At 42.0% G+C, this 23,165-nt stretch carries 22 protein-coding genes; 7 read left to right on the top strand and 15 right to left on the bottom strand.

The features are described from left to right. Positions 1-9 precede the first annotated feature (9 nt). The 4 genes from AB0756_RS23690 to AB0756_RS23675 all read right to left on the bottom strand — a co-directional run bounded on the left by AB0756_RS23690 (position 10) and on the right by AB0756_RS23675 (position 2,536). Complete coding sequence (locus AB0756_RS23690; RefSeq protein WP_038089836.1) at positions 10-366, bottom strand: PAS domain-containing protein; 357 nt, start codon at positions 364-366, stop codon at positions 10-12. 117 nt (positions 367-483) lie between these two features. After that, complete coding sequence (locus AB0756_RS23685) at positions 484-1,656, bottom strand: WD40 repeat domain-containing protein (RefSeq protein ID WP_038089839.1); 1,173 nt, start codon at positions 1,654-1,656, stop codon at positions 484-486. A gap of 114 nt (positions 1,657-1,770) precedes the next feature. Further along, entirely contained in the window at positions 1,771-2,064 is a 294-nt protein-coding gene (locus tag AB0756_RS23680) for a hypothetical protein (protein WP_038089842.1), read from the bottom strand. 301 nt (positions 2,065-2,365) lie between these two features. Beyond that, positions 2,366-2,536, bottom strand: a complete 171-nt coding sequence (locus AB0756_RS23675; protein WP_026134662.1) for a chlorophyll a/b-binding protein — start codon at positions 2,534-2,536, stop codon at positions 2,366-2,368. Positions 2,537-2,814: 278 nt separating this feature from the next. On the opposite strand from AB0756_RS23675, the gene ald reads away from it, so the two are divergent. Next, on the top strand, positions 2,815-3,909 hold the full coding sequence (ald, locus tag AB0756_RS23670) for an alanine dehydrogenase (RefSeq protein WP_038089845.1): 1,095 nt from the start codon (positions 2,815-2,817) through the stop codon (positions 3,907-3,909). 18 nt (positions 3,910-3,927) lie between these two features. Here the strand turns inward: ald and AB0756_RS23665 are convergent, their stop codons facing one another. The 4 genes from AB0756_RS23665 to AB0756_RS23650 all read right to left on the bottom strand — a co-directional run bounded on the left by AB0756_RS23665 (position 3,928) and on the right by AB0756_RS23650 (position 9,915). After that, complete coding sequence (locus AB0756_RS23665; RefSeq protein WP_038089848.1) at positions 3,928-6,144, bottom strand: hybrid sensor histidine kinase/response regulator; 2,217 nt, start codon at positions 6,142-6,144, stop codon at positions 3,928-3,930. A gap of 169 nt (positions 6,145-6,313) precedes the next feature. Next, positions 6,314-6,901 carry a chemotaxis protein CheB gene (locus AB0756_RS23660; RefSeq protein WP_038089851.1) on the bottom strand — a complete coding sequence of 196 codons (588 nt, stop codon included), beginning with the start codon at positions 6,899-6,901 and terminating at the stop codon, positions 6,314-6,316. Positions 6,902-7,078: 177 nt separating this feature from the next. Further along, the gene (locus tag AB0756_RS23655) at positions 7,079-7,903 is read right to left on the bottom strand and encodes a CheR family methyltransferase (RefSeq protein ID WP_038089854.1); all 825 of its coding nucleotides are present in this window, start codon (positions 7,901-7,903) and stop codon (positions 7,079-7,081) included. A 737-nt stretch (positions 7,904-8,640) separates the two neighbouring features. After that, complete coding sequence (locus AB0756_RS23650) at positions 8,641-9,915, bottom strand: ABC transporter substrate-binding protein (RefSeq protein WP_038089857.1); 1,275 nt, start codon at positions 9,913-9,915, stop codon at positions 8,641-8,643. A gap of 241 nt (positions 9,916-10,156) precedes the next feature. Between AB0756_RS23650 and AB0756_RS23645 the strand changes: the two genes are divergently transcribed. The 4 genes from AB0756_RS23645 to AB0756_RS23630 all read left to right on the top strand — a co-directional run bounded on the left by AB0756_RS23645 (position 10,157) and on the right by AB0756_RS23630 (position 17,141). After that, entirely contained in the window at positions 10,157-11,626 is a 1,470-nt protein-coding gene (locus tag AB0756_RS23645; protein WP_038090004.1) for an MFS transporter, read from the top strand. Between the two features lie 81 nt (positions 11,627-11,707). Then, on the top strand, positions 11,708-16,279 hold the full coding sequence (locus tag AB0756_RS23640; protein ID WP_038089860.1) for an nSTAND1 domain-containing NTPase: 4,572 nt from the start codon (positions 11,708-11,710) through the stop codon (positions 16,277-16,279). 170 nt (positions 16,280-16,449) lie between these two features. Next, positions 16,450-16,767 carry a hypothetical protein gene (locus tag AB0756_RS23635; protein WP_038089863.1) on the top strand — a complete coding sequence of 106 codons (318 nt, stop codon included), beginning with the start codon at positions 16,450-16,452 and terminating at the stop codon, positions 16,765-16,767. Further along, positions 16,758-17,141, top strand: coding sequence for an aspartyl protease (locus AB0756_RS23630; RefSeq protein ID WP_038089865.1), 384 nt, complete (start codon positions 16,758-16,760; stop codon positions 17,139-17,141). The genes AB0756_RS23635 and AB0756_RS23630 overlap by 10 nt, the downstream gene beginning before the upstream one ends. A gap of 319 nt (positions 17,142-17,460) precedes the next feature. On the opposite strand, the gene accD is transcribed toward AB0756_RS23630, so the two are convergent. From accD to leuB, 5 genes are all read right to left on the bottom strand, one after another. Next, on the bottom strand, positions 17,461-18,426 hold the full coding sequence (gene accD, locus AB0756_RS23625; protein ID WP_038089868.1) for an acetyl-CoA carboxylase, carboxyltransferase subunit beta: 966 nt from the start codon (positions 18,424-18,426) through the stop codon (positions 17,461-17,463). Positions 18,427-18,695: 269 nt separating this feature from the next. Continuing rightward, positions 18,696-18,851 (bottom strand): hypothetical protein, encoded by a 156-nt coding sequence (locus AB0756_RS23620; RefSeq protein ID WP_167844748.1) that lies wholly within the window; start codon positions 18,849-18,851, stop codon positions 18,696-18,698. Between the two features lie 125 nt (positions 18,852-18,976). Then, a complete protein-coding gene (locus AB0756_RS23615; RefSeq protein ID WP_038089871.1) occupies positions 18,977-19,798 on the bottom strand; it encodes a prepilin peptidase in 822 nt (273 codons plus the stop codon). 85 nt (positions 19,799-19,883) lie between these two features. Continuing rightward, positions 19,884-20,144 (bottom strand): hypothetical protein, encoded by a 261-nt coding sequence (locus AB0756_RS23610; protein ID WP_038090006.1) that lies wholly within the window; start codon positions 20,142-20,144, stop codon positions 19,884-19,886. A gap of 97 nt (positions 20,145-20,241) precedes the next feature. Beyond that, positions 20,242-21,330: a 3-isopropylmalate dehydrogenase gene (leuB, locus tag AB0756_RS23605; protein ID WP_038089874.1), complete on the bottom strand. Its 1,089-nt coding sequence runs from the start codon at positions 21,328-21,330 to the stop codon at positions 20,242-20,244. A 77-nt stretch (positions 21,331-21,407) separates the two neighbouring features. Here leuB and AB0756_RS23600 point away from each other — a divergent pair, with 77 nt between their 5' ends. Together AB0756_RS23600 and AB0756_RS23595 are read left to right on the top strand one after the other, a co-directional pair. Continuing rightward, positions 21,408-21,671 carry a hypothetical protein gene (locus tag AB0756_RS23600; RefSeq protein ID WP_202048652.1) on the top strand — a complete coding sequence of 88 codons (264 nt, stop codon included), beginning with the start codon at positions 21,408-21,410 and terminating at the stop codon, positions 21,669-21,671. Beyond that, entirely contained in the window at positions 21,614-21,847 is a 234-nt protein-coding gene (locus AB0756_RS23595; RefSeq protein ID WP_137986101.1) for a hypothetical protein, read from the top strand. Before AB0756_RS23600 ends, AB0756_RS23595 begins: the two co-directional genes overlap by 58 nt. 184 nt (positions 21,848-22,031) lie before the next feature. Here AB0756_RS23595 and AB0756_RS23590 read toward each other — a convergent pair whose 3' ends face one another. Both AB0756_RS23590 and AB0756_RS23585 read right to left on the bottom strand, forming a co-directional pair. Continuing rightward, positions 22,032-22,550, bottom strand: a complete 519-nt coding sequence (locus AB0756_RS23590; RefSeq protein ID WP_038090011.1) for a helix-turn-helix transcriptional regulator — start codon at positions 22,548-22,550, stop codon at positions 22,032-22,034. Next, entirely contained in the window at positions 22,547-22,993 is a 447-nt protein-coding gene (locus AB0756_RS23585; RefSeq protein ID WP_038090013.1) for a DUF6932 family protein, read from the bottom strand. Before AB0756_RS23585 ends, AB0756_RS23590 begins: the two co-directional genes overlap by 4 nt. Positions 22,994-23,165 lie beyond the last annotated feature (172 nt).

Genomic DNA, 23,165 nt, shown 5'->3' with positions numbered 1-23,165 from the left:
TCACGAGACTCAATGACGGTTTAAAGGTCGCAACATCGCCATAAATACCCATTCCCCCTGTTCTTTTTCTGCCACAATCAGATGCTCGGTCTCAATCTCTTGACCGTCTTTAGTGATCCCAACCAGATTGAGTGGGTGATTGAGAATCGTAGATTGTTCTGTACTGAGAAACCGAGAAAATCCCATATGGTGTGGAGCATGGAATCCATCGGGAATGATGATAGTTATAGTTTGACCGTAGATTTCAGCCAAGTTCCAGCCAAAAACTGAGGTAAAGCGATCGTTGACGTAAGTAATAAACCCTTGACTATCTGTAATGACAATCGGTACGCTTGTTTCTTGCTTGATTTCATGAAGAGTTTTCATCTAAAAGGGTGTGGGAGCGTGAAAACCGTGGGTCTTGAGACTACGGAGGATAAATATTTTTACTTATTTGTGAGTACAAAAAACGGAAAGTTTAAAGTCTATCCGATAAATGAGGTTCTATTGCGCCAGCCAAATATTAACTCTCCTGTCAAACCCCCCACTCGCAAGCATTGTTCCATTTGGACTAAAAGCAATGCTGCTCACCCAATCGTTATGTCCGTAAAGTGTATTTAATAACTCACCTGTTGTTAAATTCCACAGCTTAATTCCATCTCTACCTGCACTTGCCAGGATTTGCCCGTTGGGGCTGATGGTAATTGCATTGACCCAATTATTATGCCCTATTAGAGTCCGAACGAGCGAGCCTGTGCTAGTATCCCAAATTTTGATTGTGCGATCGCGACTGGCACTGATAAAATTACTTCCATCTGGGGTAAAGACTATTTTGGTGATAGTGTTTAAATGAGCACTTGAAATTGTACGAATTAATCTTCCAGAGTTTAAATCCCAGAATTTAATTATGCCTCTTCTGTCACCACTGATCAGTGTTTGCCCATCAGGGCTAATTGCTAGTGAATAAATAAAATTGTCAAAGCGAACCAAAGTTGCAAGCGGACGCTGTTGTAATAAATCCCACAAGCGAATGCCGTCTAAAGCACCACTCGCAAGGATTTTACTATCTGGAGTCACTGCTAGGGATAGCACATTGCTGGTATGCCCTACAAAAGAACGAGTAAATCGATTATTGCCTAAGTTCCAAAGGTTAATAGTACTGTCAGAGCCACAACTTGCTAAGGTTTGACCGTCTGGTGAAATCAGTATAGATTCCACAGATGTTTTGTGTGCCCTGTCAATCTTGGCAACTGTTTTACCAGTTAATGTGTTCCACATGCGGATAATTCCCTCATTTTCCGCTCCTCCACTAATCAAAATTTGACTGTTGGGAGTAAAGGCAAGAGATTTAATTGTTCCTAAATTGTCTCTAAAGCTGTATAGCAGTCGTGCATTGGTAAAGTTAGTTGATGGTTCCGGAACTGGTATTGCTTGAGTTTGAGATATGCTTTGAGTTTCGGCAAGAACGGTAGAAGAAATTGGACATAGCAAAGCAGTAGCAGTCGCACTTGCCACACCCAGCAGCGTTATAAAATTGTTTTTAGAGAAAATTTTTGATTTTAGATTGGTTAACCATTTGTATTGAGAAGCTTTCTCTCTCAACAAGGGAGTGCATTCATCCGAGAGCTTCGAGCCAAGGTTTTTTTTGGCGAATTTATTTTTTCTCGATACAAGCATATACTTTACACAATATAATTTTTACTGTGTTTTTAAGTATACCTTGTTAGGTTAAAGCAGAGGAGCATAGTGCTTAGAACCAGCAAAAACTCCCCAAATTCACATACAAATTGATTAATACGGCGGTTTTTTCTTAGACACTGTTAGCATGGGTAGGGCAGAACTTGAGGAGCGATCGGGTAAGTAGTGCTGTACGACAGGTTCTTCAGGTAAGGGGGGACGTTGCTGAACGCGCCACAATCTATAAGCAAGCGTTGCGCCTGCTGTTCCCAAGCCAATAACAAACAACGACCAACTATCATTAAATCCCCCAATCACAGCATCTAAGATTCCCATCGTAATCAAGACACTGATAATTGGTTCTCTACGGTAGGCTGATTTCACAAATCGGGGAAATATAACATTCATCACAGCTTAGTTTATTCGGGGTTAATTTTTTCTGTAAATATACTAAGAATATCTCAATTAAGAAAGGCGCTCTTATTGAGAGCCTCTTCTTCATTATAGTTTCGTAAAGCAGACGAAAGCATCCATAAAGATTGAGAGCGGTATAAAGAAATGGGGTATTGAGAGGTGTTGACCTTGATTAAGCCAAAACCAGCCGATCGCTCAGCTGGTTACTCACTTCTATTAAAACCTTATTCCCAGTTATGCATACCGTACAAATCCTTAACTTTTCAGAATTCGGTTAACATTAACTGGTAAGCGATCACCTCAAACCAAGCCAGGATAATACCCCTTGATTGGTCACATACTCAATCACTACCATCAGGACAAAGCCAATCATCGCTGCTCGACCATTCAAACGCTCGGCATATTCATTAAATCCAAACTTAGGTTCTTCTAGTTTGGGGGTAACGCTTGGTTGTGGTTGTGTCATCATTTCAAACCCTCTTTTTGGCAAGTGATATATTATACAAGAATTAGGTGTTAGGGATTGGGGATTGTTAAAAGCTATCAAATTTCCCAAACCCTTGTCCGCATTCATATTTCTTTACGATTCTTATCTTATTGTAGAACTTGCTTGGGGATCGTCAATAACAAAAGTTTGAAGTACATTAGGTGATATCAGGGTAAGTTCGGGTCAAATTGTAGTTATTGATTCAAAAGACCAAGAATGAGACTGACACAATCTAAAAAAGTCATAAGAGGCAGTCAATGGAAATTGGCATTCCTAGAGAAACGAAAGACCAAGAGTTTCGAGTCGGGTTAAGTCCTTCTAGTGTTCGAGTCTTGAAGGAAAACGGTCATAACATTTTTGTAGAGCAAGGCGCAGGTGTCGGTGCAGGCTTTACAGATGAGGATTACCAGAACGCAGGCGCAGCAATTGTCTCCACGCCAGATGCAGCCTGGAATCGGGAGTTAGTTGTTAAAGTCAAAGAGCCACTTGTAGGTGAGTATAAATTCTTACATAAAGAACAAATTTTATTCACTTATCTGCACCTAGCTGCAGATAGAAAGTTAACCGAACATTTGATAGATTGTGGCGTGAGTGCGATCGCCTATGAAACAGTAGAACAGTCAGGCAGCAACAAGCTACCCCTGCTCACACCCATGAGCGTTATTGCCGGTCGATTAGCCGTACAATTTGGAGCGAGATTCTTAGAGCGCCAACAAGGTGGTCGAGGAGTTTTGCTAGGAGGTGTACCTGGAGTTAAACCGGGCAAAGTTGTGATTTTAGGTGGCGGAGTGGTAGGAACAGAAGCCGCTAAGATAGCTGTAGGTATGGGGGCTGCTGTTCAGATTATTGATGTTAATGTCGAACGTCTTTCTTATTTAGAAACATTGTTTGGTTCTAGAATCGAACTGTTATACAGTAACTCCGCGCATATTGAAAGTGCAGTTAAAGATGCTGACTTACTCATTGGTGCAGTTTTAGTACCGGGACGTAGAGCACCCATACTCGTACCACGGACTTTAGTCCAACAGATGCGTCCTGGTTCGGTCATTGTAGACGTTGCTGTTGACCAAGGCGGTTGCATTGAGACACTACATGCCACATCCCATAGTAACCCAGTGTATCTCGAAGAAGGAGTGGTACACTATGGCGTTCCTAATATGCCAGGGGCTGTACCTTGGACATCAACACAAGCCCTAAATAACAGCACTCTACCTTATGTATTGCAGCTAGCTAATTTAGGAATAGAAGCACTAGCAAAAAACCCTGCATTAGCAAAAGGTTTGAACGTGCAGAACCATCGCTTAGTTCATCCTGCAGTGCAAGAAGTTTTTCCAGATCTTGTGAGTGGTTAGTAGATACCTAATGCCCAATCAGCTCTTACTATGTTGGATGAGCTTTGTGACTGAATTAATCAAGTGAGTTGCTTCTACTGGTTTGGTGACGTACTCTTGAAAACCAAATTCCAACGCGCGATCGCAGTCTTGTTCTCTAACATATGCTGTGAGTGCAATAGCTGGTATTTGTCCTCCTATCTCTGGTTCCAAGTTTCTTAACTTGCGAATCAGAGTGTAACCATCTTCCTCTGGCATTCCAATATCACTCACTAATACATCCGGTGGTGATTTCTCAATCGTTGAGAGCGCTTGACGAACCGATGCAACAGCTGTAACGTTAGCACCATGCTGTTGCAAGACTTTAGTAATATACTCTCGTGTATCAGTATCATTATCAACAACAAGCACCTGTAAGCCAGTGAAGGTGTGGAAAGTAAGATCGCTAGAGGGGATTTTAGATTCTACCTTGGAAACAGAGGGAGCATGGGAAGACTGGTTTTGTTGTCTGTCTCCCCCCATTTCCTTTTTTAAGGTGTCTTTTCCTTGTAAAAGGGGTAACCTTACAGTAAAAGTCGCTCCCTGTCCTACTCCCGGACTTTCTGCACGAACGCTTCCTCCGTGCATTTCCACTAAATAACGTACAATTGCCAGCCCCAGCCCCAATCCGCCTTGATTTCTGGTGATACTGCCATCTGCTTGGCGGAAGCGATCGAAAACGTAGGGTAAAAACTCCGGGCTGATACCATTTCCGGTGTCACTAATTGTAATTTGAATATAAGTTGGCGATTGGGTGTTGGGAACTAAGGATCGTGAACGATTGCCAATCTCCACTTCCCTGTCCCCCGACTCTTCTTCCATAGACAAGCGAACCTGAATTTTTCCACCTTCTGGTGTAAATTTCAGTGCATTATTCATTAAATTCCAAACAATTTGCTGCAAGCGATTGGGATCGCCCAAGACGTAATAAGACGTGGCGAGGGCGAGACGCAATGATACAGCAAGTTGTACCGGATCTTTCCTCTTGTCGTCTTTGCCCCATGTTTCTCCTGCTTCTGAATGAGTAGATTCAACCATATACTCTAGTTGAATCTTTTTAGCTTCGGCTTCTAAATGAACACTATCTATAACTGCTGATACTACAGATGCTACGTTTACTCGTGCAAGATTTAATTGCAACTTCCCGCGTATAATTCGCGAAACGTCTAAAATGTCATCAATGAGTTGCGCTTGCAAACCTGCATTGCGTTCAATTGTTTCCAAAGCTCGAACTATAGCTTTTTCATCTAATTTTCTCTGGCGCAATAATCTCGCCCAACCAAGTATTGAAGTCAGTGGCGTGCGAAGCTCGTGGGAAAGGGTTGCCAAAAATTCATCTTTCAGGCGATTTGCTGTTTCCGCCTCTTGTCTTGCTGTTTGTTCGCGAATGAGCTTTATGTGTTCTTCTGCTGCTTTTTTTCGCTCTGTAATATCTTCTACCGTACCGACATAGCCGATGACCTGTTTTTCGTCCGAAAGCATTGGAGATGAAGACATAACTACCCAACGCTCGACCCCTGAGACGAGAATGCGAAATTCTCCTTTGTATTCCTGTCCTTTACTTGATACAGCATACCAATCAGCAATAACTTGTTGTCTGTCCTCAGGATGAATTGCTAGCGTCCAACCCTCGCCCAAACTCTCCTCAGATGTCATACCGTAAATAGCTTGATAGCGCGGATTGGTATAAGTGCATTTACCGAGTGTATCCGTTAGGAAAATACCTACAGGTGAACAAACACTTAATGAACGGAACATTTCTTCACGCTTTCTCAGTTCAGCATTCATAAGTGCCAGTTGTGCCGCTTGTCGCTTCACCTCATTGCTTTTCTGAAACAAGTCCACAAAAGCCGATACCTTGTACTTTAAAATATCTGGCTCTATAGGTTTAAACAAATAGTCCACCGCACCAACAGAGTAACCCCTGTACACCATGGTGTCGCTGGTGCTATACGCTGTGAGAAAGATAATTGGGGTATATCGGGAACGTTCTCTCTGTCGAATAAGCGCTGCTGCCTCGAACCCGTCCATATCTGGCATTTGCACATCCAATAAGATGACGGCAAAATCCTGATTGAGAAGGTGTCGCAGTGCTTCTGCACCTGATGTAGCTCTGATCAGATTTTGCCCTAAGCTATCTAAAATTGCTTCCAGGGCTAGCAAATTTTCTGGATGGTCATCCACCAGCAGAACATTAACTTTTGGTTCTAATGACATCGCAATCAGTACGCTTTAAGAAATAAAATAAGGCTTTTCAAAGTCTTTCTATTGACTGTGACGCCTGTCGTTCGTTTATTCACACTATCTTAAGTTATAAATTGAGCAATTCTTATGAATGACTTTTGTTTATAACTTTATCTATACAAAGAATAAAATAATAATTATGTTAAATATGACAAATTTTGATTAAGAAAGGGGCAATATCTGCTAAACACAGAATTTTATCTACAACTCCAGCCTCTATAGCAGCTTTGGGCATTGTTGCACAAGCGGCAGTAGATGGTTCTTCCACTACTGTTTTGCCACCTCGCGCTCTAATTCTTGCCAGTCCTTGTTTACCATCATGATTGGCTCCTGTCAAGAGTACGCCAATGACTTTATCGGCGTAAGCATCTGCTGCCGTTTCAAAGAGGACATCAATCGATGGTCTTGCATAGGTCACGGGAGCATCAACAGACAATGAAAAATAGGGGTTAGATATTGCCTTATCTCTACCTTCTACCTGTAGATGATAATCAGCAGGAGCTAAATACACGCAGCCCGGTAAGATCTCTTCTTTATCTTGAGGTTCTACGATCGCTAAGGGACTGTACTGCTGTAACGCAACTCTTAATTTATCATCATGATAATCTTTGTGACGATGTTGAACAATAGCGATCGGAACAGAAAAATTTTTCGGGAATCGAGCTAGTAAAACTTCCAAGGCATTGACTCCCCCTAAAGATGCTCCAATAACAATAAGTTTAAAAGTCATTATTTGTGATTTGTTGGTGATTAATTACTGGTAATTTATTACAAATTTTTGAGAAAATCATGACTCAACACCTATAAGCGATCGCAAAGCCTGCCAATACAAAGTAACTTGGGTATATTCCATTATCCTAACCACTCATGAGTGTAAGAGTGCAGTGTCTCGCACTCCTACTAACAACTAACTAATTCTCCGATAAATTTTGTCATCCCCATCTAACACTTCATAGTCTTTGTCATGTGGAGTAAACTTCAGCGTTTCTTGGCGTCCCAAACCCAGAATACCGTATCTATGAAGGCTTTCGTAAAAAAGATGGTGAACTCTATTCTGTAAAGTTTGATTGAAATATATTAATACATTTCTACATAAAATCATATGAAATTCATTAAAAGAATTATCTGTGACTAAGTTATGTTGTGAAAAAATTATATTTTCTTTGAGATAAGATGAAAATATAGCACGCTCGTATGCGGCAGTGTAATATTCTGAAAATGATTTTTTTCCTCCTGCCTGTAAATAGTTTTGAGTGTAGTTTTGCATAAGTTCAAGTGGAAATATGCCAGATATTGCTTGTTTTAAAACGATTTCGTTAATATCAGTTGCATACAACCGACAACGGTGATAAAGCCCTTCTTCCTCAAGCAAAATTGCCATAGAATAGACTTCTTCACCAGTTGAACATCCAGCGTGCCAAATACGAATAAAAGGATATGTTCGTAATAAGGGTATGACCTTTCTCCTTAATGAAAGAAAAAAGCTAGTATCGCGAAACATACTCGTCACGTTAACGGAAAGATTAAATAATAATTTTTCCATGCATTCGGGATTGTGAAGAACTTTTTCTTGCAATCCAGAGATACTAGTTAATCCTTCTGATTGTATTGTTCCCCAAATTCGACGCTTGATTGAAGCTAAAGCATAGTTTCTAAAATCAAATCCATAGTAACGATATATACCTTCCAATAGCAATTGAATTTCTATATCTTCAAGTTGCTCCTGCATCATACAATTTTTATTTTTTGCTGATTTTTACATATAAAGTGTGTTCGGCTCGCAAGCAGTTCTAGGTTTACAGAACTACAATAATTTTATTTCAAAATTATAAGTTAAGGAAATGCATACAAGTATATATGCCTAGTGAATGAATTTGAATAACGTAGACGTTTGTGAAGTAAATCTTGTGAATGAAACAAAGTCTGTCTTGAGGATAAACGACCTACATCTTATGAAATATCAATGAACATTCAAATAATCTTGAGAAAGGTTCTCGCTCTCCCATTCTGTTTTGATAGTTTTAAAAGTTCAGTTTGGCAGAGAAAATTTAAATCATTATTAAGCTTTTGCCAGACAATGCCCACCCTACAAGATAAATGAAATTTTAGAGTGTAAAGGGAGGAAAGGAGTCTTTCAAAACACGCCTTAGGGGTTGGGAAAAACTCAATTCCCAATCCCCATTTCATCTGGGAAAGGCAGAGGGCAGAAGGAAGGAATAAGTATTAAAGGTAACAAGTAATACTCTCTGTTTCGTCTGACCTCTGCCTCCTGCAAGGCTGCCTTCTTCAAGCTTTCTCATGTACGCAGTTCAAAATAAGTAGGTCAATGTTAAAATTGGCGTCATAACAAAGCAGATGGCAGCTATGTATATGCCCTCATACTTCTCAAGGGCGAAAGGGAGCACTTGTGTTTAAGTCCCCCACCATATTGTATACCTTCTGCCCTCTGCCATCTGCCCTCTGCCTTCTTCAATCCATTGCAATCGCCTTAACTAATTGATTTGCTGCTTCCTGTCCTCTCTTCATAGCTTGCTTGAGGGGTTGCTGTCCGAGTAAAGCACTGACAAACTGATTGTCAAAATTGTTCATAACTGGTGCCGGGTATTTACCCAATTGCCATGGCATCCCGTAGTCTACACCTGCTAACAGTGCAGACCGGAACGGGTCTTTGTCATATCCCTGTTCCCGAGTAATAGATTTACGCGATGGTAGGGCAAAACCTGTTTGCGTCCACTTTGCCATTCCTTCTTTACCTGTAAGATAAGAAATTAATGCCCAAGCTTCAGCTTTATGCTCTGACTGCTTGTTCATAACATAAGCAACAGTGAAAATCATTGTGCTCTTTTGATTGTTAATACTCGGTACTTCTGCGGTAGCAAACTCTAAATTGGGAAAAGTTTCTATCAAATATGGAATTGTCCAACTTCCTTCAACAATCATTGCAACCTTGCCCTGTCCGAACATTTCACCACCAGAGTTCGTTCCCACATCAGACTTCTGTGCGGAAGAACGGTCTTTTTGATATTGGTCTACTGCTAACTGCAACCCTTGCAAAGCTTCCTGAGTGGCAAAGGTTGCATAGCCATTACGGTCTACAACTTGTCCTCCAAAAGCTTTAATTTTGTAAGCTTGACGTGCTAATTCAGGAATTTCACCGAAGCCATATTGGTCAATTCTGCTATCCTGGTTAGGGTCAAAAGAGAGCTTTTGAGAATAGGTGCGGAGCTCATCCCAAGTATTTGGGGGGCGATCTAAGCCTGCTGTAGCAAAAGCTTTTTTGTTATAAAACAGAGCAAGTGTTGAATAATCTTTAGGAAGACCGTATATGTAATTTTCATACTGAAAACTTTTTAAGAGCGGTTCCTCAAAATCCGCCAAGTCAAATTCGGAGGTAATATATGCATCTAGCGGTTCCAAAACGTTCTGACTCATTAAGAAAGGCGCTTCAAAAGCATCTAAATAAAAGACATCGGGCGCTGCTTCCCCAACCAAACGAGTTTTTATCACATCCATATATTGGTCATTAATAACCTCATGTTTTACTTTGATATTTGGATGCTTTACCTCGAATTCATGCAGGACTTGTTTCAAAAGTTTTTGTTCGGCTGGACTCGCTATCCAACCGCTGAGTTTGATAGTAACTGGGGTAGGATTCGGAGAAAGACTCGGTAAGCGATCGCACCCAATTATCGAAAGGGCGATCGCCATCAAAACCCCTAAAAATTTCCAAATACTTATTTTCATCTTTATTTTGGGATTGGGGGTTAGAGGGAATAGAGGGACAGAGGGGACAAGGAGGACAAGGTAGAATTTTCTCCCTTATCTAGTGCCTCTCCCTTGTCCAATCCCGATTGGGTGTATTCCCATCCTACTTAATCTTCAGTTCCCAATCTCCAATATCTGTTGTTAAAAAATGCAAGCTAAAATAACGAAAAGTTACAATTTCCTTTTACAACCATCAACCGATCCATCTGTGGAGATAGGTATGGAATCCATGTCATCAGAGACGGCTGCTTCTTTAGCTCCAAAAATTCCTCAAATTGCGATTTCAGAACTAGCTGCAACCCCAGCACCGAATCCTACAGCGATAAAAAAGGATGCTATTCGCACCAGCCTCAAAGCCTCTACTATGGATTCTGTATTTGCGGCGGTGTTCGCCATAACCACCACAGGTATTTTATTAAGTAACTTTTTGGTGGAACTAGGAGCAAGCCCAATTATTTTTGGAATGATATGTTCCATTCCAATGGTGGTGAATCTCATCCAACCCGTAGGTGCTTACCTTTCAGAACGCACAACGAGCCGCTTTCGGTATTCTTTATTGACTCATGGTATTGCTCGGCTCCTTTGGATGTTTCTCATCATTGGTATTATCTTTTATACCTTGGGATGGATTAATTCTCAGCAGTTGGTTGTTATGACGATGGTCATCGTCTTGTTAACCAATCTTTTAGGAGGACTCGGAAGTGCGTCTTGGTTGAGTTGGATAGCAACCATCGTTCCCCGACAATTGCGGGGAAGGTATTTTGGATTGCGAACTAGCGCCGCGAGTCTCACTAATTTGCTTTGCCTTCCTTTAGCGGGTTTAGTCGTATCAAAATGGCCTGGAGGAACGCTGCAAGGTTATGGAATGCTCGTCTTTCTAGGAATTTTTGCCGGAGTTGTCAGTATTGGATGTCAGCATTTTCAAGTAGATATGAATCCAGTGCTGCAAAATGCAACCTCTGTCAAATCAACTCATTACAAAAATGTTATTGAAACTCAGTTAGAAAGTGTTGAAAAATTGCCTAGTGAGAACTTGGCACAAAGCATTATTAATAATAATAACTTTTTAATGTTTCTTTTCTATTTTAGTTTCTGGATGTTAGCTTTTAACCTGAGTGCTCCCTATTTTAACCTCTATATGTTGAGCACTTTAAAATTAGATGTTAGCTTGGTAACGCTTTACAGCAGCATTCAGGCTGGAGCCAATTTGCTAATGCTAATTTTATGGGGAAAGCTATCCGATAAGGTTGGCAATCGCATCATATTAATATCGGTAGGGATTTTAGTTGCGATCGCTCCACTGCTATGGCTGGGAGTGGAAGCTAATTTTTTGAATATCTGGGTGTGGTTACCACTCATCCATATCTTACTTGGAGGAACTTCTGCAGCCGTTGACTTGTGTAACAATAATATGCAGTTAAGTGTTGCACCAGTCAAACAACAATCTGTCTACTTTGCGATCGCAGCTGCTATTGGGGGTGCTAGTGGTGCGTTGGGTACCACTATAGGTGGCTTTATTGCAGAAAGTAGCTTTTTCGGCGGTATTCCCGGCTTATTTGCCGTCTCTGCCTTATTTAGACTGGTAGCACTTGTCCCGCTACTTTTTGTGCAGGAACAAAGAGGGCTATCTTTAGCTCAAATGATTCAAACTCTGTGGATATTCCGCAAAAAAGCAGTTCAGACTCAATAAGGGTTAGTAATTAGGAGTTAGTGATTAGTAGTTAGTAGCAATTAACCACTAACCACTCCCAAGGAATGTTAGGTGCAGGCAATGCGGAAGTTACTTGTCCTAAAGCTAGATGGAGATCTAGAAAAAGTTGTGCGGGTAACGCTCGCTATAGAGGAAGAAAATAATCGCTTGGGGATGGAAGTTATCGGCTATTTGCCCGCAAACCCAAACCTAGCGCTTGCGATCGACAATTGGAGAGAAAATTACTTAAGTGCAGGTAAGTCTTCCCGAGTTCAAGCAGTGGGAGCAGCAAGGCAATGGCGTTACGATTGCAACAAATCGGCGAATGAGTTGCGGCAATCTTTGAACCAATGGCTGTTGTCTGAATCTTTTCGTCCCATACGGGATAAGTGCTTGCAATATCTGATACCCGATAATGAAGTGCGCGTCCTCATACGCACTTCCAGTCAGTCATTATTGAAACTACCTTGGCATTTGTGGGATTTAATAGACGGTAACTCTTTTTCCGAAGTTGCGCTTAGCACACCTAATGCAGAATTTCGCCCGACAGTAAAAACGCCTACATTACCCGGTAAAGTTAAAATCCTAGCTATTTTAGGTAACAGTACTGGTATTGATATTCAACAAGACCGACAAGTACTGGAAAATTTATTGAATGCAGAAACAACCTTCCTTGTGGAACCAAAACGCCAAGAAATTAACGATTATCTGTGGGAAAAATCCTGGGATATTCTATTTTTTGCCGGTCATAGTGGTGTAGAGGGAGAAAGCGGTCGTATTTGTATTAATCAGACCGAAAGTTTAACTATTGATGAACTGAGATACGCCTTAAGAAATGCTGTTAATAATGGCTTGCAACTAGCCATTTTTAACTCCTGCGAGGGTATGGAACTAGCATTTGAACTGCAACAATTACACATTCCCCAAATTATTGTGATGCGGGAACCAGTGCCAGATGTTGTTGCTCAAGCATTTGTGACATATTTTCTTCCGGCGTTTGCCAGTGGAAAACCTTTATACTTAGCAGAAAGAGAAGCGCGATTAAGACTGCACGGATTGGAATATCAATTTCCTTGTGCGAGTTGGCTACCAGCAATTTTTCAAAATCCAGCCACCGTACCTCCTCGGTGGAAAGATTTAGGGCGGCGTCCTACTGATAAATGCCCCTATCGTGGTTTGTTTGCTTTTCGAGAAGAGGATGCACCATTTTTCTTTGGTAGAGAAAGTTTTTCCCGGATTTTGGTAGAAGCAGTACACTCGAAACCCCTAGTAGCTGTCATAGGATCTTCAGGGAGTGGAAAATCTTCTGTTGTGTTTGCCGGTCTTATTCCCCATTTGCGGCAAGAAGGTCATTGGCGGATTGTTTCTTTTAGACCTGGAGCGAAACCATTTCACGCTTTAGCGGCTGCACTTATCTCTCAACAAGAACTTCAAATACAATCCGACCAACTAGAGGAAATCACTCAACTCGCTGATTACTTGCGCCATGAAGAAAATTCTTTACATTTTGTTTTACAAACCATACTGAGGAAAAATTCTGGAACGCGTTTATTGTTGGTTGCTGACCAATTTGAGGAATTGTACACCCTGTGTCAAGATACACAAAAGCGCCAAGTTTTTTTAGATAGATTAATAGAAGCAACACATCTAAGCAATTTTACTGTAATGCTAACACTGCGGGCTGACTTTTTAGCACAGTCTCTTTCTTATCGCCCTTTTGCTGATGCGTTGCAGTATCGCGATTTAAAACTTGGACCCATGAACCGTGAAGAACTGCAAGCAACTGTAGAAAAACCCGCAGGGCTTTTTGGCGTGACACTGGAGTCTGGGTTAACTGAACGGATCATAGAAGCAGTGAGTGTTTCTGTAGGAGATTTACCTTTATTAGAGTTTGCCTTGCAAGAACTTTGGGCAAAACAGAGTAACGCTCAGCTTCGTCATGCTACCTATAATGACATAGGTGGTGTCAAGACAGCTGTTGCTAGTTATGCCGAACAAGTATATGCCAGATTGAATGAATCGGAAAAAGAACAAGCAAGACGGATTTTTCTGCAGTTGGTGCGCCTGGGGGAAGGTACGGAGGAAACCAGACGTTTGGCTACCCGTGAGGAAGTGGGAAATGGGAATTGGAATTTAGTCATTCGTCTTGCCTCAGACCGTTTGGTTGTTACAGGACGAGATGATGCGACGGGTAAAGAAACTGTAGAAATTGTTCACGAAGCTTTAATCCGAGAATGGGAACGGTTGCGTCAGTGGATTGAGTTAGATCGCGACTTTCAGACATGGCTACAGGGATTGCGGTCAGCCATGTACCAGTGGCATATCAATGGGAGGGATGATGATTCTTTGTTGCGGGGAAAGCCGCTCGCAGACGCGGAAGAATGGATGCAAAAGCGTGCGAGCGAGCTGGTATCGGAAAGGGCATTTATAGAAGCAAGTTTGGGATTGCGGCACAGAGAACGCAAACAACGCGATCGCTTGCGTAGGGGCATTGTGTTGGGCTTAGCTGGTAGTTTGGTTGTTGCTTTAATGTTTGCTGGTGCAGCTGGGGTAGCTTGGTGGCGAACAAATATTAGTGAAACAAACGCCAAAATCAAAGCCACGAGTGCTAGTGCTAGAGCCATTTTTGCCTCTAACCTACAATTAGAGGGATTGACTTCTAGTTTAGAAGCTGCTAAGCAACTGCGACTTTTGGAAAAATCTGACAATGCAGAACCCGATACCAAGATAGAGGTGGTAACAGCATTACAACAAATTTTATACGGTACCAAAGAACTCAACCACTTAACCAAACACAGTGCTGCTGTTTGGGGTGTAAGTTTCAGCCCGGATGGTCAAATACTGGCTTCTGCAAGTGCTGACAAAACCATCAATCTTTGGCAGCGTGATGGTAGCTCGATCGCAACTCTCGACGAACACGGCGAAGATGTTTATAGCGTGAGTTTCAGCCCGGATGGTCAAACAATTGCCTCTGCTAGTGATGATAAAACTGTCAAACTTTGGCAAGTCAGTGATGGCAGTTTAATCACAACTTTGAGCGGACATACCAAGGGTGTGAGAAGTGTAAGTTTTAGTCCCGACGGTCAAACAATTGCCTCTGCAAGCTTTGACAAAACTATTAAACTTTGGAAAAAATCAAGTGAAGGGAAGTTTCAATCTCGCCCTTACAAAACCTTAATAGGGCATCAAGATGAAGTTTTAAGCGTTAGCTTTAGTCCCGATGGACAAACAATTGCTTCTGCTAGTAAAGACAAAACTATCAAAATTTGGAAAGCAATAGATGGTAGTTTAGTTACCAGTTTAAGCGGGCATAATGCCGAAGTTCGTTCTGTTGCATTTAGCCCAGATGGAAGGACTCTTGCTTCTGTGGGAGATGATAAAACTTTAAAACTTTGGAATTCGGATGGGACTCTATCAAACACTATCTTTACAGGATGTATAGAGAAAGTTACGAGTGTGCGCTTCAGCCGGGACGGTCAAATCATTGCTTCTACCTGTTGGGATGGAAGTGTTAAACTCTGGAGACGAGATGGTAGCTCGATCGCGACTTTAAATGGTCACACTGCGGGAGTGACCGATATCAGTTTCCATCCCTATGGGGCGATCGCAACTGCTAGTGCTGATGGCGTAGTTCAACTTTGGAGCACCCGTAGTAACTTTATTAACACCCTCTCCGGTCACAATCAAGCAGTGCGGGCTATTGCCTTCAGCCCGGACGGACAAACCATAGCCTCTGGAAGTAATGACAAAACTATCAAAGTTTGGAAAACGAGCGATCGCACCTTAGTACACACTTTGACAGGACATCAGGATGCAGTTCGGGGCGTCACCTTCAGCCCTGATGGAGAAATTATCGCTTCTACGAGTGCTGACAAAACCATCAAACTTTGGAGAGCGAAAGATGGTAGCTTAATTGACACTCTTACCGGACATCAAGATGAGGTTCGGGGAGTTGTCTTCAGCCGAGACGGACAAATCATCGCTTCTGGAAGTAGCGATGGAACCGTGAAGCTATGGCGGCGAAACCGTCAGGGTAAGTTTGAAACCCAATCTTACAAAACCATCACCGGACATACCAAAGCAGTGCGAGCAGTTGCTTTTAGCCCTGATGGTCAGATAATTGCTTCTGCAAGTTGGGATGGAACCGTAAAACTTTGGCGGCGAAATGGCAGTTTAATCGCTACTCTTGAAGGTCATAACGCTAAAGTATACACCGTAACTTTTAGCCCAGATGGAGAAACAATTGCAACCGCCAGTGATGATAACACTATCAAACTTTGGAGAGCCAGCGATGGCAGTTTGGTAACAACTCTCAGAGGACATAGTGCGGCAGTTTATAGTGTTAGTTTCAGTCCTGACGGGCAAACACTTGCCTCTGTCGGTGTAGACAAGACAGTAAAAATATGGAGACGAGATGGTATTTTAATTACTGCTTTAACCGGGCATACAGCTTCGGTAACTGGAGTAAGCTTTAGCCCAGATGGGCAAACAATTGCATCTGCTAGTGATGATAAAACTGTAATTTTATGGAATTTAAATCTTGATGATTTATTAAAACGCGGTTGTAACTGGACGCGTTCTTACTTAAAGAATCCCAACAATGGTATGGTTCAAGATGACTACAGGCGGCGCATTTGTGATGATGTTTATTAGAAGCTTCAACATTTACAATTGCACTTTTGACATACTCCGCGCCCTAAAAGTGCGCGGAGTATGTCAAATCAAAATCATCGGTAAATAGTGAAAGACTTATCGTTTGGAGTATTCCAGTTTTTTAGAGATAAATAGAAAACAATTCAAATGTGATTCATGTAAAAAACCTTATGACTCAATTATCGGAACCAAATCGCACGCGCATCCTACCGCCGTCTCCCGTCGATCCGGAGGAAGTCCGGCGTGAGCGTGAGGTGCAACAAGCCTTAGAAGAGCGGTGTCGTCCCCTGTTCGAGCGTCTTCGCTCCACGCTAAGAGAAACCCATCCGAACTGGTTTATTGCTATCGACCCTGACACTGAGGACTATCTCCTCGACCCGACGCTACGTGGTCTTACTCAAAAAATCAGCCAGGTTCACACCGGAAATAGCATCAGGATGATTTTCCGGATCAACGATACCGGAACCTGTGGTAGGTTATGGGTTTAGGGACATTCGGTGCTGACGGCGAACTGTTCTTCGAGCTTCAGCTTGTCCCTGCCAACGGTGCGTCGTTTGTTATTCCAGCCCTGTTTGATACTGGTTTCACCGATGGATGGCTTGTCATCAATACCCAGGACCTGCAAGCACTGGAATGGTCAGAAGTGCTAGGACAGGTAAAGATGCGAACGGCACGTGGGGAAGGGAGGTTCTACATCTACAAAGGCAAGGTCATCATCGATGGCATTGAGGTGACTATCCCTGTCCATGTCGGGCGCGATGTCCCCGAAACTGCAATGGGGTCAGCGTGGCTCGACATCATGAAACTAGTGGTCAACAAACCAGAGGGAATTTTTACTCTGGAGTTCATTGAGTCCCCGTAAAAACAGACTTCTATCGACTTCCCTACACTTTAAACTTTTAGAATAAGCTTTTTAACAAATAAAAGGTGATTTAAAAGCCTTAGAAATATTGGAGAAGAACATAGACGGACGAAGACAGGGGCTTACATGGGCAGAGCGAGGAGTAACGGACTTCTTGGTGTAGATATAACGTGAGTCGGTTAAAGATTCCAGCAAATGATAATGTATCGGAGAGGGCAGGCGAGGAAGCCCACCCCACAAGACAAGGTTATTCAGCCATTAGCTATTAGCCATCAGCCATTAGCCATTAGCCATCAGCCATTAGCCATTAGCCCTTCGCTCATTCAGCCACTGTAGAACTAAAAGGTCTTGTTTCCCAAACTACAACATTGTGTGTTTGAACTGCTGTTGTCAGCGAGATGGGTTGGTGCAGGGCAATCAACTGTGCTAACGTCTTCTTTAACTGTGTTCGCGGTACGATATCGTCTACAAAACCGTGCTTGAGTAAGTCTTCTGCTGTTTGAAACTCTTCTGGAAGTTTTTCCCGTAAAGTTTGCTCAATCACTCGCCGACCGGCAAAACCAATTGTTGCTTTTGGCTCTGCCAATATAATATCTCCTAACATGGCAAAACTCGCTGTGACACCACCCGTAGTGGGATTGGTTAACACGGGAATATACAATAGCTTTTCATCCCGATGGCGTTGTAAGGCGGCGGATATTTTCGCCATTTGCATGAGGGAAAGCATTCCTTCCTGCATCCTAGCCCCACCAGAGGTACAAATAATGACTACGGGATAACGTCGCTGTGTCGCTTGCTCGATCAAACGAGTCAGTTTTTCTCCCACAACTGATCCCATGCTTCCACCCATAAATCGGAAGTCCATCACACCTAAAGCGATGGGTAAACCGTCTATTTGACCCAATCCTGTTTTAACAGCGTCTACTAAACCGAGTTTTTCTTGAGTCTCTCGCAAGCGATCGCCGTATGCTTTGCGATCGCGAAATTGCAAAGGATCGGTAGGGCGCAAGCGATCGTCTATCGAGCCCCAAGTGTTTGCATCTATTAACTGACGAATCCGCTCGTCACAATCCACTCTATTGTGATATCCGCACTCCACACAAACCATTTGGTTCGCCCTGAGATCTTTCGTATAACTTAATACGCCACAGCTGGGACATTTGTGCCACAAACCATCAGCAATCTCACGTTCTTGACGTTCTGGGGTAGTAGACCCTGACTTCCGTCGATTTGCAAACCAATCCAATAGAGACTTTAAACCGCGTGATTCTTCGTTGTTTGCCATTTGTATGTTATGAGAGAGTAAATATGTCGAAAATAGGTCAAGCAGCTTGTATTATCCCTTGTCTTTTGTCCCTTGGCTTTTGTTAAAAAATATGACAAATAACCGCTGACAAATGACAAATGACTATTTTTTCAAATTCGTCTTGTAAGCAAATCAGACCTTTCGCATGCATCTTTGGTTGCCAGCTTAACGAAAATACGTAATCCAATTCAAGTCTTTTGCTCGTCTTCTTGGGAACTTAACAGCAACAAGGCAGCCCACGTATCTTGTCAACTTACCTGTAAAGCTGCTGGAGTACCAGCCCCCAAATAAGACTTCACCCCCAAATCAAGAATTTTTGTTGGTATGTTACGAGCTGCTTGCAGCACTTGCACAAGTTCTGCTTGCCAATGGAAACTTGTTGTTAACAGCGTAATCCAAGTCACAATATAATCTTATCAGAAGCTCAAAGCTTGATGGGGTGACGAGATTTACAGTTGAGAGAAGAGGATAAGGGGACAAGGAAGACAAGGGGGACAAGGAAGAACAATAAATTACTTCCTATTTCCTTTCAACCACTCACTAAGAACAACCGCAAGTAACTAGACAAAATTATTTCACCACCAAATAGTGTAATGAATGCTCCTAAGGCAAGATAGGGTCCAAAAGGCATCCTCTGTCCCCATCGGCGTTGGGAAAGCACGATTCCGCCTCCACCTACCAACACTCCCACTACACACGCCAGAAAGCTAGCTACAAGTAAATACTTCCAACCCAACCACGCACCCATCATGGCTGCTAATTTGGCGTCCCCTCCACCCATAGCAGTCTTTCCAAAGGCAATTGAACCAACAAGGGCGATCGCATCAAACAGCCATAAGCCCAGAACAGCTCCAATAACTGCGAGCGTCAAGTGATTTGCCAATTCCTGCCAACTTGCTCTAGGGAGGTAACCGAGCGTCATTTGAAAAGCAATTCCCAACACCAAACCCGATTTTGTCAGTGGATTGGGTAAAGTCATAGTGTCCAAATCAATCAGTGATAGCGCTAACAGCCAACTGCAAAATCCCCAATAACCAATGGTAAGCGGTGAAAATTTAAATACCCAAAAAACTAATAAAAAAATAATACCCGTTACACCTTCTACTAGAGGGTAACGGAGAGAAATTTTATTTTTGCAGTAACGACAGCGTCCTTTTAACCACAGCCATCCCAGTACTGGAACATTATCGTAGGGCTTGAGCTGGTTGAGGCAGTGGGGACAGCGAGAGGGAGGCCAAAGTACAGACAGCTTGGCAGGTAGCCTGTAAACTACAACGTTGATAAAGCTGCCAACAGAAGCACCCAGAGCGAATACGATGAAACTCGCCTGGACAATAATTAAGATGTCCATTGTGTCATTTGTCCTTTGTCATATGTCCTCTGTTCAAAAGTTATACTCTTGACTTGCGGTTAATGACCAATGACTGATGACCAATTTAATACATATATGATTCTATTTGCGTCAAAGGAATAAAACACTCATCTGGCAGAAGAACTGGTTGGTGTGTAAAAATCACTTTCCCTCGGTGATTGTACCGATTAATTGCTACTCCTGAAGGTTGTCCGCTCATTTCGGGATGTACCTCACAGTAAACGTGATAGATTTGTCCGGCGGCTCTGATGACGGTTGGATCGATCAAAGCAGGCTGGTTTTTTTGATTGCTGTAGTTAGCTTGTCCTTGTTTTAAAGCGTACACCACTCACTGAATCTTGTTGTAGGTTTGTCTTATAGTTTATCCGAAAGTTTTGGCAAAGGTATGTATGCCAAAATTTTCTTGTTGTTGATAAGCGAGATTACTCCTCTTCAAGAACTTGAATCAGAGCATCACCCATAGCGCGGCAGCCTAATAAATTCATACCCGGAGACATTATATCTCCCGTGCGAGCACCTCTCTGTAAAACTTGTAACACTCCCTTTTCAACATAATCTGCTGCTGCTGACTGGTTTAAACCATAACGGAGCATCATTGCGGCGCTCAAAACCTGCGCTAAAGGATTTGCTTTATCTTGTCCTGCAATATCTGGGGCGGAACCGTGAACGGGTTCAAATACTCCTGGACTAGAAGCACCTAAACTCGCAGAGGGTAACATCCCAATACTGCCAGTTAGCATAGCAGCTGCATCCGAAAGAATATCGCCAAATAGATTTCCCGTAACAATAGTATCGAACTGTTTGGGGGCTCGTAACAACTGCATGGCTGCATTATCTACATACATATGAGTTAGCTCTACATCCGGATATTCTTGAGCCAGTTGGGTTATGTGACTTCTCCAAAGTTGAGAAACTTCCAAAACATTTGCCTTATCAACAGAACAAAGTTTACGATTGCGTTTTCTTGCTGCTTCAAAAGCGACACGTCCGATGCGATCGATTTCGGATTCGGTGTAAGCCATTGTATTTACACCCCGCTTTTCACCCGTTTCGGTGGTAAAAATTCCTTTTGGTTGACCAAAGTAGATTCCACCAGTCAGTTCTCGCACTACCAAAATATCAACCCCTTCAACCACCTCCTTTTTTAAGGACGAAGCATCAATCAACTGAGGTAGTATTGTTGCAGGGCGCAAATTCGCAAATAAACCCAATCCCGATCGCAGCCCCAACAAACCCGCTTCCGGACGTAAATGAGATGGCAGAGAATCCCATTTGTAGCCGCCAATCGCTGCTAATAAGACAGCATCGCTGTTACGGCAAATCTCCAGAGAATCTTTGGGTAGGGGTTCGCCCGTGACATCAATAGCAGCACCACCAATTAGTGCTTCTTGAAATTCAAACTGGATATCGAATTTTTGACCCACCACTTTCAGTACGTCTACCGCCACTGCAATAATTTCGGGTCCAATGCCATCGCCGGGAAGTAAGGTAATGCGGTATTTTTGTGCCATAGTTCGTATTTACTAGATAGATGTTTAACTGTGCAGAAAATCATGCAGATTAAATATAATACTTAGTGAGTGTACCGATGACATTTTCAATTTATTTAGATGTATGGTGCTTCAATCGTCCCTTTGATGACCAGGCGCAAGAAAGAGTTCGCTTGGAATCTGAAGCAGTAGCGGCAATTTTAACCCGATGTCAAAGAGGTGAATGGCAGTTACTTGGAAGTGAAGCTATAGATATCAAGTTGAAAGGCGTTTCTGATGATGAGAGAAAAAAGCAGATCCAGTTATGGGTGGCTTCCGCGAACGACTCTTTCAGCATTTTCGTACAATTACAGCAGGTATAAAAGAACTAAAGTTATATAGCGATCGCGAAGAAGCTTTTTTTCAGGAAGAACTCACATATACTGCTAAATCTGCCCGCAATTATCGAGTCACAAGCTTAAAAATTTTTCCGAGACATCTTTTACCACCAACTTTTACCAGATACGAAGCATCAAGGGAAGGCAGTATTTGTCATTAGTCACGACGATCGTTATTTTCACCTTGCCGACCGTTTAATTAAACTTGACTACGGCAAATTGACATAAGGGCAGCACCGAGTGTGGGACAATATGACAAAAGTAAAGATGCCGACACTTCAGAGCGATCGCAAACTTTAAGCAATATTATTTAGGAGAGATTGGCTACAAGTAAGCGTGGGAAATCTATGAGGTTTTGGTTTGAATATTGGTTTTCTCCTTACGCCATTTTTCCACGGTTTTTTTAACTTCTTTTATTTCCTCAAAATCTACTTGTACAACAGCAGTTTCAAATTCTACACCCAAAGCCGTACTGACTTCAAGAATATCGACAAAGCTAGCGCACTGATAATCTGTCTTTTCGTACTGCTTGACCTGCTGTTCATCAATGCCTAGTATGTCAGCGAGTTCTTGTTGAGTCATTTTTGCTGCTATCCGAGCTTTGATTAACGCATCTGGTAATTTGTTTAAAGAATCAACTTTAATTTGTAACTTGTGATTAATATTGCAATTCAGAATTCTTTCATATTCAACAATTTCTTCTTGCAATTTCTCTAGATGAGATTGTAATGCACCTCTGTTAATTTCCCATTTCTGAAAGTCATCGTTTTTACTTTGTCGATCTCTCTCCATTGCTGCTATTGATTTTTTAAATTCTCCTACCAGATATCTAGTATTTTGATACTCATCATTATTTTTAATCATATTTCCCACCTTAGTAAATCTATAGCAATAATACCTTTACGATTTTTTTGACGGTCGCGCTGAAAGAATTCAAAAGAATTTAAACCATAATTACCAACAGGTTGGTTTGCAGGAAAAATTTCACCTTTATATTTAGCTTTCTGTTCATCACGATCGTAATGATTAAGCAACTTAGGAGCGTACATTCTTAGATAATTAGTGTCTACTGTATCGTTATCATAACAAGCATCAAAATCCTTTGGTTTTTGTTTACTGGTAACGAAACTACCATCTATATAAATAGTTCTACAACCAGCTGCTTTCAACTGTGTCATTGCTAGTTCTAGACCAGTTATCATGCGTTGCCTCGTCAAGTTAGTCCCAAATCTTTCCTTAAATTCTTCCCATTCTACCCAGTGTACTCCTGGTGGTAAATTACCGTTCCCATCAAACTCTGGAATCACTTTCTCACACCTTAGCACAATTGAACTATTTAGTTAGGATTGCTCCAAACAAGTAATTTTTATTACTTTTTTTAAGTTAGAAAATTAAGTAAAAACAATATACGAATTTTGAATGCCATGCTATTAGTCCTTTACAAAATGTAATATTGGTTACTATGTATAAAAATTTGAT

It is taken from the genome of Tolypothrix campylonemoides VB511288_2 (assembly GCF_045999855.1).
GTDB classification, from domain to species: Bacteria; Cyanobacteriota; Cyanobacteriia; order Cyanobacteriales; family Nostocaceae; genus Scytonema; species Scytonema bouteillei_A.
The sequence above is the reverse complement of the archived record's forward strand: the minus strand, read 5'-3'. Positions and strand labels throughout refer to the sequence as shown.

Bases quoted from the DNA above. Each gene is read 5' to 3' on its own strand.
- AB0756_RS23690 (WP_038089836.1), bottom strand. From the start codon at position 366: ATGAAAACTCTTCATGAAATCAAGCAAGAAACAAGCGTACCGATTGTC.
- AB0756_RS23685 (WP_038089839.1), bottom strand. From the start codon at position 1,656: ATGCTTGTATCGAGAAAAAATAAATTCGCCAAAAAAAACCTTGGCTCG.
- AB0756_RS23680 (WP_038089842.1), bottom strand. From the start codon at position 2,064: ATGAATGTTATATTTCCCCGATTTGTGAAATCAGCCTACCGTAGAGAA.
- AB0756_RS23675 (WP_026134662.1), bottom strand. From the start codon at position 2,536: ATGACACAACCACAACCAAGCGTTACCCCCAAACTAGAAGAACCTAAG.
- ald (WP_038089845.1), top strand. From the start codon at position 2,815: ATGGAAATTGGCATTCCTAGAGAAACGAAAGACCAAGAGTTTCGAGTC.
- AB0756_RS23665 (WP_038089848.1), bottom strand. From the start codon at position 6,144: ATGTCATTAGAACCAAAAGTTAATGTTCTGCTGGTGGATGACCATCCA.
- AB0756_RS23660 (WP_038089851.1), bottom strand. From the start codon at position 6,901: ATGACTTTTAAACTTATTGTTATTGGAGCATCTTTAGGGGGAGTCAAT.
- AB0756_RS23655 (WP_038089854.1), bottom strand. From the start codon at position 7,903: ATGATGCAGGAGCAACTTGAAGATATAGAAATTCAATTGCTATTGGAA.
- AB0756_RS23650 (WP_038089857.1), bottom strand. From the start codon at position 9,915: ATGAAAATAAGTATTTGGAAATTTTTAGGGGTTTTGATGGCGATCGCC.
- AB0756_RS23645 (WP_038090004.1), top strand. From the start codon at position 10,157: ATGGAATCCATGTCATCAGAGACGGCTGCTTCTTTAGCTCCAAAAATT.
- AB0756_RS23640 (WP_038089860.1), top strand. From the start codon at position 11,708: ATGCGGAAGTTACTTGTCCTAAAGCTAGATGGAGATCTAGAAAAAGTT.
- AB0756_RS23635 (WP_038089863.1), top strand. From the start codon at position 16,450: ATGACTCAATTATCGGAACCAAATCGCACGCGCATCCTACCGCCGTCT.
- AB0756_RS23630 (WP_038089865.1), top strand. From the start codon at position 16,758: ATGGGTTTAGGGACATTCGGTGCTGACGGCGAACTGTTCTTCGAGCTT.
- accD (WP_038089868.1), bottom strand. From the start codon at position 18,426: ATGGCAAACAACGAAGAATCACGCGGTTTAAAGTCTCTATTGGATTGG.
- AB0756_RS23615 (WP_038089871.1), bottom strand. From the start codon at position 19,798: ATGGACATCTTAATTATTGTCCAGGCGAGTTTCATCGTATTCGCTCTG.
- leuB (WP_038089874.1), bottom strand. From the start codon at position 21,330: ATGGCACAAAAATACCGCATTACCTTACTTCCCGGCGATGGCATTGGA.
- AB0756_RS23600 (WP_202048652.1), top strand. From the start codon at position 21,408: ATGACATTTTCAATTTATTTAGATGTATGGTGCTTCAATCGTCCCTTT.
- AB0756_RS23595 (WP_137986101.1), top strand. From the start codon at position 21,614: ATGGGTGGCTTCCGCGAACGACTCTTTCAGCATTTTCGTACAATTACA.
- AB0756_RS23590 (WP_038090011.1), bottom strand. From the start codon at position 22,550: ATGATTAAAAATAATGATGAGTATCAAAATACTAGATATCTGGTAGGA.